The sequence below is a fragment of the Ruegeria sp. G7 genome (genome assembly GCF_056535465.1).
This window is the reverse complement of sequence record NZ_JBQFIL010000001.1, coordinates 2873229-2885653: the sequence shown is the minus strand read 5'-3', so window position 1 is coordinate 2885653 and position 12425 is coordinate 2873229. Positions and strand designations below refer to the sequence as shown.

At 59.5% G+C, this 12425-nt stretch carries 10 protein-coding genes; 2 read left to right on the top strand and 8 right to left on the bottom strand.

Annotated elements, in window-relative coordinates; all coding sequences use genetic code 11:
* Position 1 precedes the first annotated feature (1 nt).
* Complete coding sequence (locus tag ACR3EN_RS14465) at positions 2-604, top strand: DNA-3-methyladenine glycosylase I (protein WP_480822107.1); 603 nt, start codon at positions 2-4, stop codon at positions 602-604.
* A 4-nt stretch (positions 605-608) separates the two neighbouring features.
* On the opposite strand, the gene ACR3EN_RS14460 is transcribed toward ACR3EN_RS14465, so the two are convergent.
* The 4 genes from ACR3EN_RS14460 to ACR3EN_RS14445 all read right to left on the bottom strand — a co-directional run bounded on the left by ACR3EN_RS14460 (position 609) and on the right by ACR3EN_RS14445 (position 4961).
* Positions 609-1490 (bottom strand): fructose bisphosphate aldolase, encoded by an 882-nt coding sequence (locus tag ACR3EN_RS14460; RefSeq protein ID WP_480822105.1) that lies wholly within the window; start codon positions 1488-1490, stop codon positions 609-611.
* A 72-nt stretch (positions 1491-1562) separates the two neighbouring features.
* A complete protein-coding gene (locus ACR3EN_RS14455; protein WP_480822103.1) occupies positions 1563-2912 on the bottom strand; it encodes a cytochrome P450 in 1350 nt (449 codons plus the stop codon).
* The gene (locus ACR3EN_RS14450; protein ID WP_480822101.1) at positions 2909-4120 is read right to left on the bottom strand and encodes a hypothetical protein; all 1212 of its coding nucleotides are present in this window, start codon (positions 4118-4120) and stop codon (positions 2909-2911) included. Before ACR3EN_RS14450 ends, ACR3EN_RS14455 begins: the two co-directional genes overlap by 4 nt.
* An 88-nt stretch (positions 4121-4208) precedes the next feature.
* Positions 4209-4961: a cytochrome c biogenesis CcdA family protein gene (locus ACR3EN_RS14445; RefSeq protein WP_480469888.1), complete on the bottom strand. Its 753-nt coding sequence runs from the start codon at positions 4959-4961 to the stop codon at positions 4209-4211.
* 112 nt (positions 4962-5073) lie between these two features.
* On the opposite strand from ACR3EN_RS14445, the gene ACR3EN_RS14440 reads away from it, so the two are divergent.
* Entirely contained in the window at positions 5074-5307 is a 234-nt protein-coding gene (locus ACR3EN_RS14440) for a sulfurtransferase TusA family protein (RefSeq protein WP_480822099.1), read from the top strand.
* A gap of 41 nt (positions 5308-5348) precedes the next feature.
* Here ACR3EN_RS14440 and ACR3EN_RS14435 read toward each other — a convergent pair whose 3' ends face one another.
* The 4 genes from ACR3EN_RS14435 to purQ form a co-directional block, all read right to left on the bottom strand.
* Positions 5349-8084 carry an Rne/Rng family ribonuclease gene (locus tag ACR3EN_RS14435; protein ID WP_480870757.1) on the bottom strand — a complete coding sequence of 912 codons (2736 nt, stop codon included), beginning with the start codon at positions 8082-8084 and terminating at the stop codon, positions 5349-5351.
* Positions 8085-8590: 506 nt separating this feature from the next.
* Entirely contained in the window at positions 8591-9925 is a 1335-nt protein-coding gene (locus ACR3EN_RS14430) for a sigma-54-dependent transcriptional regulator (RefSeq protein ID WP_480822095.1), read from the bottom strand.
* An 11-nt stretch (positions 9926-9936) separates the two neighbouring features.
* The gene (locus ACR3EN_RS14425) at positions 9937-11655 is read right to left on the bottom strand and encodes a sensor histidine kinase (protein WP_480822419.1); all 1719 of its coding nucleotides are present in this window, start codon (positions 11653-11655) and stop codon (positions 9937-9939) included.
* Between the two features lie 96 nt (positions 11656-11751).
* Positions 11752-12420, bottom strand: a complete 669-nt coding sequence (gene purQ / locus ACR3EN_RS14420) for a phosphoribosylformylglycinamidine synthase subunit PurQ (protein ID WP_480822093.1) — start codon at positions 12418-12420, stop codon at positions 11752-11754.
* Between the last annotated feature and the right edge of the window lie 5 nt (positions 12421-12425).

Below are 12425 nucleotides of genomic sequence, written 5' to 3'. Positions count from 1 at the left end.
CATGAGCAAGACCGTTACTGGACCTGATGGCCAACCGCGCTGCGCATGGTGTCAGGCCGCGCCTGAGTTCTTTGATTATCACGACCAGGAATGGGGTTATCCGGTTGCCGACGATCAGCGATTGTTTGAGAAACTGTGCCTTGAGAGCTTTCAATCCGGGCTCAGCTGGCGAACGATCCTGAACAAGCGCGAAAATTTCCGCAAAGCCTTTTGTGGTTTTGATTTCAACAAGATGGCTGCATTTTCTGATGCAGATGTTGAGCGTCTGCTGGAAGATGCAGGCATCATCCGCCACCGCGGCAAGATCGAAGCTGTGATCAATAACGCCCGCCGCGCGCAGGAGTTGATCGCGGCCGAGGGCTCTCTGGCCGCATATGTCTGGCGTTACGAGGCCGAGACGCCTCCGCCGCCGCAAACGACGTCAACCTCACCAGAATCCGTCGCCATGTCGAAGGACCTGAAGAAACGGGGATGGATATTCGTCGGCCCCACCACGGTCTTTGCCTTCATGCAGGCCATGGGGCTGGTCAACGATCATGCCGAGGGCTGTATCGGACGTGAAAAAGCGGCGCAGCTGCGCCGCTCGTTCACCAAACCTGTCTGAGGGATCAGATCGAGGCGCGATAAATCTTGTCGATATTGCTGCCCAACGCGGCGTTGAAGTCCGCATCCGATTGCTGCTTGGACAGTCCTTCGGTCAACGCGCGAGAGAACGAGGCGATCATCTTGCCGTTCTGGTTCAGCAGATCACAGGCTTGTTCAGTCGAATAGCCGCCCGACAGGGCCACAACGCGCAGAACGCGCGGATGATCGGCCAGTTCGTCATAGAGGTTCGCCTGACTTGGGATGGTCAGCTTCAGCATGACCTCCTGCCCCTCGGCCAGTTGATCGAGGTTTTTCAGGATCTCGGCCTTCAGGATACCTTCGGCCTCGGCCTTACTGTCCGAGTGAATGTTGACCTCAGGTTCGACAATCGGAACCATGCCGGCATCGGTCACCACGCGCGCGACTTCGAATTGCTGCGCTACAACGGCGGTGATGCCTTCGGCGTTGGCTTCATGAATGACCGAACGTTCTTTGGTGCCAAAGACGCCATCCGCCTTTGCCAGTGTCTCGGCCAGACCGGGGATAGGCTTCATCATCTGAACGCCATTGGCTTGATCCTCAAGACCCTTGTCGATCTTCAGGAACGGCACGATACGCTTGGCCGACCAGAGATAGTCGGCGACCTTTTTACCGTCGATTTCCTCGCCCAGAGTCCGTTCGAACAGGATCGCGCCAATCACTTTCTCGCTGGTGAAATCATCCGCCAGAATGATGCGCGCGCGCATTTTCTGAATCTCGCCGAACATCTCGGCGTCCGAGCCATAATCCGATGCTTCAACACCATAGAGCGCCAGCGCCTTCGGAGTCGACCCGCCGCTTTGGTCCAGTGCTGCGATAAATCCTGCGCCTTCGGACATCTGCGTGCGCTGTTCTGCCTTGGACATAACTCTTTCCCGTTCAATATGATTCCGCGTTTGCCCATCGCATACAGCAAGCCGACAGGCTATGGTAGGTTGTTAGCGCTCAACCAACCTTAACCATATACCATCCTTTGATCGAACGGTCAGATGCGCCACCGGTACAGGCGTTTTGCCTTGAATTGTTTCGAAACGATAGTGTCGTAGCAGCGCCGATAGGATCAATGGCCCTTCGGTCATGGCAAACCCCGCGCCGGGGCAGACGCGCGGGCCAGCGGAGAACGGGATATACGCCTCACGCTGGCAGGTGCGGCCGTTTTCGGTGTGCCAACGGGCCGGGTCGAAATCATCCGGTTTGTCCCACAGCCGTTCGTGCCTGTGCAGGTGCCACGGGCTGATGACGATCTGGGAGTGCTTCGCAATGTTGCGGTCGCGGAAACACTCGGGACCGGTCGTCTGGCGGACCATCATCGGCACTGGCGGGTACAGGCGCAAGGCCTCACGGAACACGTCACGGCTGAGCTTCAGCTGCGACATCGCGGTGAAGTCGCTGGCATCCAGCGCTTTTGCCTCATTCGCCACGCTCTCTTGCCAGTCGGGATAGAGTGCGAGCAGATACAACGTCCAAGCCAAAGCCGAGGCGCTGGTCTCGTGCCCGGCGAGGAAGAAGATGGCGACCTGATCGATCATCTCGTCGGTGTCAAACCGCTGCCGTGTTTCGGGATCTTGCGCGGTCATGATCTTGGTCGCCAGATCATTTGGCGCGGTGCCTGCTGCAATTGCAGCGGCGCGTTCGGTTGTCAGCCGTCCAATCAGATTTCGGATCTGCTGTGCGGTCTGGCGCGTTTGGCGCGTATGGAACCGGGGCATCCAGCGCGGCAGCGGGATGAACGCGGCGAGGTTCAGCAACGGTTGAGCCCGCTGATAAGCGCGGAACTTGTCAAAAACCTGCGCTGCAACCTGATTGTCTATCGGAACCGAAAAGAGGGTGCGAAAGATCACATCTGCGGCGGCGTGGCTCGTGATCTTTTCACACTCGATCACCTGCCCCGTTTGTGCGCGCAGCCGGTCCACACACGCTTGTGCGGCGGCCTGAATGGCCGGGAAGCTGTCTTTCAGTCGCCCACCCTCGAATGCAGGATCGATGATCCGACGCTGACGCTTCCAGGTCTCGCCATTGGTCAGAAACACCGATTGACCCAGCAAAGGCCGCAGCCCTTCGCTGACGCGGCTGGATTTCGGAAAATCCTCGGGCCGGTCTTTCAAGACGCTGCGGATCAACGTGGGCTGATTGACCAGGTAGGATCGGAAGAAAGGCGTGCGGAATTCGGCCATCCAGCCACGGTAGAGCCGCTGAGGCTGCGCCGATAACAGGTCTTGCCGGAACAGCTGCAAATAGCGCCACAGCGAGACCTTGTCCGACCGGGACTGGGGCTTTGGCGGCTTCATGCGCTCACCGATTTGTATTTTGAGACCGGCGTTTCAATCCGCGATCGAGAGGGCGCGCGCCCTTCAAATCTATGCCCCAGTGTTTGCGGGCCTGCCGTGATGCGGAAGTAGTCATAGGTGCCGGGTCGGTCGAAAGCGCAGAGATATTGGAAATGCAGCTTGAAAAAACGCCAACGCATCTCCTTTAGGCGGGCTACGGACAAGGTCTGAGTGAAGGCTGCCGAAAGCACCAGGGGGCTGCGTGTGTCAGATGTGGCAACTCCGCTGACCGCCACGGGATCACACAGGGCAAAGGAGCAGCCATCGCCGGGCGCGGATACGTCCACCCATGTCAGGTCCTGATGCTCTGACAGATAGCGCAGGTCCTTGCGCAGCGCGTCGGCGCCCGGCAGGAACGACACCATGGGAACCACCTGCCCCAAAGTCAGGAAGGACAGCTTTGGGCCGTACGCTACGCCCCTCTGCCGCAACAGTCTGGCCAAGACCGAAACTCCCAAATGCGCACCCGAGCTGTGGCCGACAACCAGAACCTCATCCACGTCGCTCTCAAGCGCCTGTCCGATCAGCTTGGAAAACTGCGCCAGCCGCGCACTCAGCTCTGGTGTATAGGCCCCGCGCAGGCGCGCGGAATAGGCATAGTCATGCATCAGGTAATATGCGAACAACCGATTATCGATCCTGCGAAACCAAAGCAGCATTCCATAGCAAGCCGCCAGCGCGGGCAGCACAGCCCAGCCATTCACCAAAGGGCGCAACAGGATCAGCAGAACGTACGCGATAGCGATTGCAACGATGAGCTGCAGCAGCAACATACCAACCGGATACAACGCGGCAATAACAGGCCCCTTGCGCAGCTGCATCAAACGCCAGAGGGTTCCGGTTGAAATATAAACCCAGGCGGTTTGGGCCAGTTGCAAATAGGTTCCGGGAATCGAACGCGCCATGCTGTCACGCACGATATCTGACCAGACCAGTACATCGATCTCGGTCTCTACGCTTTCGCAGTCTTGTTTGGACTGCACCTGCCAGCCGTACAGATCCGACCCAGTCCGCCCCATGACGGAGATATCGTAACCGGATATCGCAGCCTGTGCGCGGCTTTCGGTCCGATAAAGTTCGCGATATCTGCGCGGATGAATCGGGTCATAGCCCGGAATGTAGAACACCCGGCGTCGGCGCACCTGTGGATGGGGTTGTTCGCTGCTCATCGACCCGGCCCTTTACCCTGAAGGTTAACGCAGAGCAGCGACCAGCGTAAGACCCCGGATCGCCACATCCATGTTTACCGGCAAAGGTTTAACCAAACGTCGCCAGGACCGGGAACGTTTCAAGCAGCCACCAGCTGAACTCGGTGAACAGACCGGTGATCAGCATGATGCCAACAAACAGCAGCAACCCGCCCATCACCTTCTCGATCGTCGCCATATGCGGCTTGATGCGGTTCATGACGGCCATCGATCGATTCAGGAACATCGCCGCCAGCAGGAACGGAATGCCCAGGCCCGCAGCATAAACGCCCAGCAATAACGTGCCTCGCGCAACCGAAGCCTCTGACGCAGCCAGCGAGAGGATCGCCCCCAATTGAGGACCAATGCAGGGGGTCCAGCCAAAGGCAAAGGCGAGACCCAGAATATAGGCCCCGAAGACCGAACCTCCGGAATCACCAGTTTCCACCCGTGCTTCTCGATCCAGCAGCGGTATCCGGAACACGTTCAGGAAATGCAGGCCAAACACGATGACCACAGCACCTGAAAGTTTGGCGAAAAGGACCTGATTTTGCAGGACAAACGCCCCGAATGCCGAGGCGGTAAAGCCCAGCAACAGGAACACCGTCGACAAACCCAGCACGAAGAACAGTGCCGACAGGGTCGCCTTGCGCCGCGCGCGGGCCTCGTCCTTCATCTCGTTGATAGATACGCCGCTCATATACGCCAGATATGGCGGCACGATGGGCAGCACGCAGGGCGACAGAAAACTGATCAGCCCGCCAAGCATAGCGATGAACATGGCGGGCAGTAGCCCTGCGTCGATGATATCTATTCCGAACATACGTCAGCACATATGGCATGGATCGAGTTTCGTCACGAGGCCATACGGTCACATCCTCGTGCTTGCATGTTGCATACTGGACAGCATCGCGCGTTGGAAATATCTCACACTTATGACTGACAAGACCGAAACACTCGACGCGCTGGGGCTGTTATGCCCGCTGCCCGTCCTGAAGGCTCGAAAGCGGCTAAAGTCCCTACCTGCCGGAGGGGTGCTGCGCGTGCTGGCCGATGACCCCGCGGCGATCATCGACGTGCCCCATTTCTGCAGCGAGGCGGGGCATACCCTGATCTCACAAGATACGACGGACGGCTATCAGGTCTATCTGATCCAAAAGGCCGGTTAGTCTGAACGAAAAAGGCGGGCCAGTTGGCCCGCCTTTTTTGATTACTGACCCAAGGACCACCAACCCCGCCGTTTTGGCTTGGCCGGAGCAGGCTCGGCCTCTTCCGCAACAGTCTCAAGTACGGGCTCGGGCGTTGCTTCGGTTTCGGGCTCGGCCTCAGGAGCAGCTTCCTCCGTGGTCTCAGGTTCGTCTGCGTCCTCTGCAGAGTTCTCTGCAACATCCGTTTCCGCCGCTGTAGCATCCGGCGATGCGTCTGCCTCCGCCGCAGGCGCAACCTCGGTCTCAGAGACCTCGGCAGCTGGTTCTTCAGCGCTCACTTCAGGAGCCTCGGTGGAGGTCGGTTCAACCTCGGCGACCTGAGCGGTTTCGGCAGCAGCCTGAGTTTCTTCCGCAGCTTTCGCCTCAACATCTTTCTTGCGACGACGGGGCGCACGACGCTTCTTGGGCTTGTCCGCTTTCTCGGCCTCTTCCGCTGCGTCCGCAGGCTCGGCCGCTGTCGAATCGTCGCTGGCCTCGACCTCGGCCGCAGCCTCAGGCGCGTCCTCTGCGGCGGCTTCCGCCTCAACTGCGGCCGCGTTCTTCTTCCGACGACGCCGACGCCGCTTGCGCTTGGGCTTCGCCTCCTCATCTGCCTGCACGGGGGTCTCTTCGGCAGGCGCCTCGTCTTCCGACGCATCGACCATATCCATCAGCGATGCATCAACCGAAACCACCGGAGCAGTTGCCTCGGGCACCACACGGCTGGCGGTCTTGAACTTCTCCATCGAGAAATCGGGGCTGACCAGATGCACATCCCCTTCGATCCGCACCGACAGGCCATAGCGCGCCTCGATCTGTGCGATATGTTCCCGCTTCTGGTTCATCAGGAAGTTGGCAATGCTAACCGGGCAGCGCACCAGTACCTCTCGTGAGCGGCGGCGGGTGCCTTCCTCTTCGATCTGGCGCAGGATCGACAGCGCCATGTTGTCGTCCGAACGGATCAGCCCCGTACCATGACAGGCCGGGCACGGCTGCGTCGTCGCCTCGATCATACCGGGGCGCAGACGCTGTCGGCTCATCTCAAGCAGGCCAAATCCAGAGATTCGACCAACCTGAATACGGGCACGATCTGTTTTCAGCTTGTCTTTGAGACGCTTTTCGACGGCTGCGTTGTTCTTACGCTCATCCATATCGATGAAGTCAATGACGATCAGTCCGGCAAGGTCACGCAGACGCAACTGGCGCGCCACCTCCTCGGCGGCCTCCAGGTTGGTCTTCAACGCGGTCTCTTCAATCGAGCCTTCCTTGGTTGCCCGGCCCGAGTTCACGTCGATCGCCACAAGCGCCTCGGTCACACCGATCACGATATAACCGCCGGATTTCAGCTGCACGGTCGGGTTGAACATCCCCGCCAGATAGCTTTCCACCTGATAGCGCGCGAACAGAGGCAGCGCGTCTTCATATCGTTTCACGTTCTTGGCGTGCGACGGCATGATCATTTTCATGAAGTCTTTGGCGATGCGATACCCGCCTTCGCCTTCAACCAGAACCTCATCGATATCGCGGTTATAAAGATCACGGATCGATCGTTTGATCAGGTCGCCTTCTTCATAGATCTTCGCGGGCGCAATGGATTGCAGAGTCAGTTCGCGAATCTGCTCCCACATGCGCTGCAGGTATTCATAGTCGCGCTTGATCTCAGATTTCGTCCGTTTCGCCCCTGCGGTGCGGACGATCAGGCCCGCGCCAGTCGGTACATCGATTTCCGAGGCGATATCCTTAAGCTTCTTCCGATCCGCTGCGTTGGTGATCTTGCGGCTGATCCCGCCACCCCGCGCCGTGTTCGGCATCAATACGCAGTACCGACCCGCCAGCGACAGGTAAGTGGTCAGCGCCGCACCCTTGTTGCCACGCTCTTCCTTGACGACCTGCACCAGCAAAACCTGGCGCACTTTGATGACTTCCTGAATCTTATACCGACGCGGGCGCGGTTTGCGCGGAGGGCGAATGTCCTCACTATCATCATCATCGGCCACGGATTCGATTGTGTCATCCTTCGCGGCCGCATCTGCACCCTTGCTCTCGACGTCATCCTCTGCGTCGGGCTCATCATCAGAGGCTTCGGCCTCTTCCAGTTCAGATTTGGCGTCAGCCGCATCCACATCCGCAGCCTCGTCCTCAGAGCCTTCTGCTGTTTCGGACGCCTCATGCGCTTCCGCTGGCGGCGCCACTTCCTCCGAGGCGTCCTCTTCGGCGGCCGGTACATCCCCCTCCTCGGGCTCTTCCACGGGCGTCTCTGCAACAATCTCCATCGGAGAGGTCCCCTCGGGTACCTCTGCCTCATCACCATCATCCAGATCGATGGTTTCCATGCCAGTGGGTTCGGACGAAACCTCCAGCGTCTCGACCGGATCGTCCGATTTTACATCGGCAGCCTTCGACCGCGACCGCGAGCGACGCTTTTTGGGCTTTGCTTCCTCGGCCTCGTCACGCGCCTTCATCGCCTCGGCATAGGCGCGCTCTTCTTCCATCAGCGCCTCACGGTCGGCGACGGGGATCTGATAATAGTCGGGGTGAATCTCGGAAAACGCCAGAAACCCGTGCCGGTTCCCGCCATAATCAACAAAGGCCGCCTGCAGCGACGGCTCGACCCGCGTTACTTTTGCAAGATAGATGTTGCCAGCAAGCTGGCGTTTGTTTTCGGATTCAAAGTCAAACTCCTCAACCTTGTTTCCGTCGACCACCACGACGCGGGTTTCCTCCGCGTGGGTGGCATCGATAAGCATTTTCTTAGCCATGTGTCCTTGGTGCACCGCGCCAAACGCGTTGTCCTGACCCGTCCAGGCGGACAGGCGCTTTTGCCGGGGTGTCTTGTACGGGCGATATCGGACGGCGCGCGGCAGGGTCTGGCGCTTTGGCCCCCTGCCCGTATACTCAATCGTTGCGCGCGCGTCATCGCGGTTCTTCTCCGACAGGCCCGTCTGAACGCGGCCCGCCCATTTATTCCTTTCGCCCTTGCAAAGGGCTCAGGCGTTCATCTGCCCCAAGCGGGGCACAATCGGTCTGCCGCGCCGCGCGGGATCAATCCTCACCATCAGCTCAGCAGCGAAACTCAAAATACGGGGCTTGCAGGCTCAAAATGCCATGCCCGTCCGCTCACATTAAAAGCAGTCCTGTGGAAAAGACAATGGGCAAACTGCACGACGCCGAAATCAGGCGCCACGCGATCTCTTCATCTGGCTATAAATATCCCGGGGGTGAATTGGCCCAACGGGCCAAGAGGGGGCTGGCCCCCTCCCTGCCCTCAAAGGTAATCCGAACGTTGCAGCCCGTATTTGGCCATCTTCTCGTTCAGTGTCCGGCGCGGCAGGCACAGCTCGTCCATCACAGATGCGATCGAACCCTTGTGACGCCGCATCGTATTGTCGATCAGCATCCGCTCGAATGCCTCGACATACTCTTTCAACGGCTTACCCTCAGTGGTCATCACCGGCTGCATCTCTTCATGATCCGACATCAGCAACGAGGCAATCGTCCCCGACCCGCGCCGGGACTGCAGCACGGCGCGTTCCGCGATATTAATCAACTGCCGCACATTGCCCGGCCACGGAGCCTGCAACAGCTGCGCCGCTTCCTGCGCACTGACCTGCGGCGCATCACAGCCGTATTCTTCGGCAAACTGCTCGCTCAGACGGGTGAACAGGGTCAGAATATCCTCACCTCGCTGGCGCAGCGGAGGCATGGTGATCCGCAAAGCCGCCAAACGATAAAACAGATCCGGGCGCAGAACATCCTCGGACGTCTTGCCCGCTTCCTGCAGGTTCGAAATCGCCACGATGCGGGTCTCCGCCGGGGTGCCCTGCTCGTTCATCACGCTCAGCAGACGGGCCTGCAGCGTGTCGCTCAGCGCCTCAACATCTTCCAGCACAAGCGTGCCGCCGCGCGCCTCTTCGATGGCGGGCAGCTGCGTGTCCTCGGGCAGCATCGGACCAAACAAGCGCTTCGACAGCGCCTCTTCTTCCAGCGCCGCGCAGGAGACCAGAACAAACTTCTTTCCGGCCCGGCTGCCCACAGCGTGCAAAGCATGCGCCACCAGAGTCTTGCCTGTACCCGTCTCGCCGTCGATCAGAACATGACCATCCGCCTGCCCCAGATCCAGGATATCTTCGCGCAGACGCTCCATGACCGGGCTCGCGCCGATAAGCTTATTCATGATCTGGGTGCCGCCCGACAGCTCACGCCGAAGCGCGCGGTTATCCAGTGTCAAACGCCGTGCATTGCTGGCACGTTTGGCCAGTTCCGACATCCGGTCGGGGTTGAAGGGTTTTTCAAGGAAATCAAACGCCCCGACCCGCATCGCTTCAACTGCCATTGGCACGTCGCCGTGCCCAGTGATCATGATGACGGGCAGCGTACTGTCGGCTCCCATCAGCTTTTTCAGCAGCTGAATGCCATCCATGCCCGGCATCTTGATGTCGGAAATCACGATCCCAGGATAATCCGGCCCGAGCACCTTCAGCGCGTCCTCGGCGCTGGCAAAGGTCTCGGTGTCGTAGCCAGACAGGGCCAGCCACTGACTGATCGACTGGCGCATGTCCTGTTCATCATCAACGATGGCGATTTTCATGGCCTGTGCCATAGTCACTTCCTTTACTCCGCGGCCTCAAGGCCGTCGCTGCCCAATATGGGCAATTGCATCTCAAACACCGCGCCGCCCTGTTGGCCGTTGCGCGCGGTCAGCCGTCCGCCATGGTCGTTCACGATCCCGGACGAGATGGCAAGCCCCAGACCAACCCCATCGCCCGGACGCTTGGTCGTATAGAACGGCTCGAACAGGTTCTCGATATCCTCAATACCGTGCCCATTGTCGCGCACGGTCAGAATCGCGGTCTCGCCTGCGGCGAGAATGATCTCGACATCCGGCTCTGCCACAGATTTGGTGGCGTCCAGCGCATTGCGCAAGAGATTGACCATCACCTGTTCGATGCGCATCCGATCTCCCATCACTATAACAGGTTCTTCGGGCAGAATCTGGGTAATCTTCACATGGCGCTGGCGCAATTGCGGCTCCATCATCGACAGGCTGGACCCAAGCGCTTCGCCAAGATTTACAGGCGAAAACGCATCCGCGCCCTTACGTGCATAGGATTTCAGCTGGCGGGTGATCGCACCCATACGCTCGATCAGCCCGTCGATGCGGCCAAAGCTGGCCAGCGCCTCTTCGGGCCGATTGCGGCGCAGCAGAAGACGCGCCCCGGCGAGATAGGTTTTCATCGCGGCCAGCGGTTGGTTCAACTCGTGACTGACCGCGGCCGACATCTCACCCAGCGCCGCCAATTTCGAGCTTTGCGCAAGGGTCTGCTCAGCGACTTCCAGCGTCTTTTCAACGCGTTCCCGCTCAGCAATTTCCCGCTGCAGCCTGACATTCAATGCGCGAAGCTCCGCCGACTCGCGCTGGAACAAGGTCATGCGCGACGTAGCCCGGCGGCTGAGCGCATAAAAAGCCAGCGCAAGAAGAATCGCAAAGGCCATGATCTCGAGCGCCAGAACACTGTTCACCCTCTCGCGGATCGACGAATAGGTGGTGAACGAGGTCATCTGCCATCCCCGGAAAGGTATCCGGGTCTCCATCCGCATCACGGCCTCGCCCTGCACATAGGCATCAGGTGGCAGGGCGTTCCAGTCCGTCGTCGCCCTGATCGCGCGCTGAATGGCATTCTGTGGCGGTTGGCGCAGGATGGCGCTGCTTTCATCCAGACCACGCCACTGCGGCTCGGTTGACAGAATGATGTTACCGGTACTGTCTGTGACCATCACGGCATCCGAAATCCCGGCCCAGGCTCTTTCGAACTTCTGCAGATCCACCTCGACCACGATCACCCCAAGGATTTCGGCATTTGCCTCGATCCTGCGCGAATATGTAAAGCTGTAGCCGCCTGCCTCGCGGGGGATCACCGAAAAGATCGTTGCGTTCGAGCGCATGGCGTCGATGAAATACGGAGAGCTTCGGTGCCCCTCGCCCAAACGGCTCCGGTCGGTAGCAGCGACCGTCAGGCCATCTCCGTCCAGCAGAACAAGCGATGCTGCGCCGATTTCTTCAACAAACGAGATCAGGCGCTGGGTCGACAACGTATAATCACTGGACTGCAGCGCCGAGATCAGCGTGGGATCGCGCGCCAGCAACTGCGGCACAATCGAGTTTCGCCGCAATTCGCTCAGCAAGTTCCCGGAATACAGCGCCAGGCGCAATTCCGCCCGGTTGCGCGTCGATTCCGTGAACCGGCTGGTCAGAAGGCTGTTGGTGATCCAGACCGTTGCGACGGTTGCAATCAACAGCAGGAACACGGCAAGCCGCAAGCGCCAGCCCATAGGCGAGCCACGCAACCAGCTTAGTACTCCGGCATTGTCAGCTTGATCTTCCGCACTCATGTACTGACGCTACGCGCCCTGACCGATCACCTCAAGTCACGCTGGCGCCAACACTCCGGCCAATGCGCGGAAGAGCGCCGTCCCGTCCGTGCCGCCATGGCCTGAATCCGCCGCCCGTTCCGGGTGCGGCATCATCCCCAACACGCGCCGGTTGTGCGACAAAATCCCAGCAATATCTTCGCGCGAACCGTTGGGGTTTTCGGCGTAGGTGAAGGCGATCCGATCCTCATCCTTCAGCGCCGCAAGCGTCTGGTTATCGGCGAAGTAATTGCCGTCGTGATGCGCGATTGGGATGTTGATCACATCGCCCGCATTGTAGCCCTGGGTGAAAGCACTGTCGCTGGTTTCCACCTTCAGGCCCACGGTGCGGCAGATATATTTCAGTCCTGCATTACGCAGCAGCGCGCCCGGCAGGATGCCCGTCTCAGTCAGGACCTGAAAACCGTTGCAGATCCCGACGGCATAGCCGCCACGCTCGGTATGGGCGGACAGCGCCTTGCAGATCGGCGACTGCGCGGCAATCGCACCACAGCGCAGGTAGTCGCCATAAGAAAACCCGCCCGGTACACCGACGATGTCGACACCATCCGGCAGCGCGGCATCCTTGTGCCAGACCATATCGACCGAGAATCCGGCCTGTTCAAACGCCACGGCAAGATCACGGTCACAGTTGGACCCGGGGAATACGATGACGGCTGCGCGCATGGCGG

Excerpts from the sequence above, each read along its gene's own strand:
- ACR3EN_RS14430 (WP_480822095.1), bottom strand. The coding sequence starts at position 9,925 with ATGGCACAGGCCATGAAAATCGCCATCGTTGATGATGAACAGGACATG.
- ACR3EN_RS14465 (WP_480822107.1), top strand. The coding sequence starts at position 2 with ATGAGCAAGACCGTTACTGGACCTGATGGCCAACCGCGCTGCGCATGG.
- ACR3EN_RS14425 (WP_480822419.1), bottom strand. The coding sequence starts at position 11,655 with ATGGGCTGGCGCTTGCGGCTTGCCGTGTTCCTGCTGTTGATTGCAACC.
- purQ (WP_480822093.1), bottom strand. The coding sequence starts at position 12,420 with ATGCGCGCAGCCGTCATCGTATTCCCCGGGTCCAACTGTGACCGTGAT.
- ACR3EN_RS14455 (WP_480822103.1), bottom strand. The coding sequence starts at position 2,912 with ATGAAGCCGCCAAAGCCCCAGTCCCGGTCGGACAAGGTCTCGCTGTGG.
- ACR3EN_RS14460 (WP_480822105.1), bottom strand. The coding sequence starts at position 1,490 with ATGTCCAAGGCAGAACAGCGCACGCAGATGTCCGAAGGCGCAGGATTT.
- ACR3EN_RS14445 (WP_480469888.1), bottom strand. The coding sequence starts at position 4,961 with ATGTTCGGAATAGATATCATCGACGCAGGGCTACTGCCCGCCATGTTC.
- ACR3EN_RS14450 (WP_480822101.1), bottom strand. The coding sequence starts at position 4,120 with ATGAGCAGCGAACAACCCCATCCACAGGTGCGCCGACGCCGGGTGTTC.
- ACR3EN_RS14440 (WP_480822099.1), top strand. The coding sequence starts at position 5,074 with ATGACTGACAAGACCGAAACACTCGACGCGCTGGGGCTGTTATGCCCG.
- ACR3EN_RS14435 (WP_480870757.1), bottom strand. The coding sequence starts at position 8,084 with ATGGCTAAGAAAATGCTTATCGATGCCACCCACGCGGAGGAAACCCGC.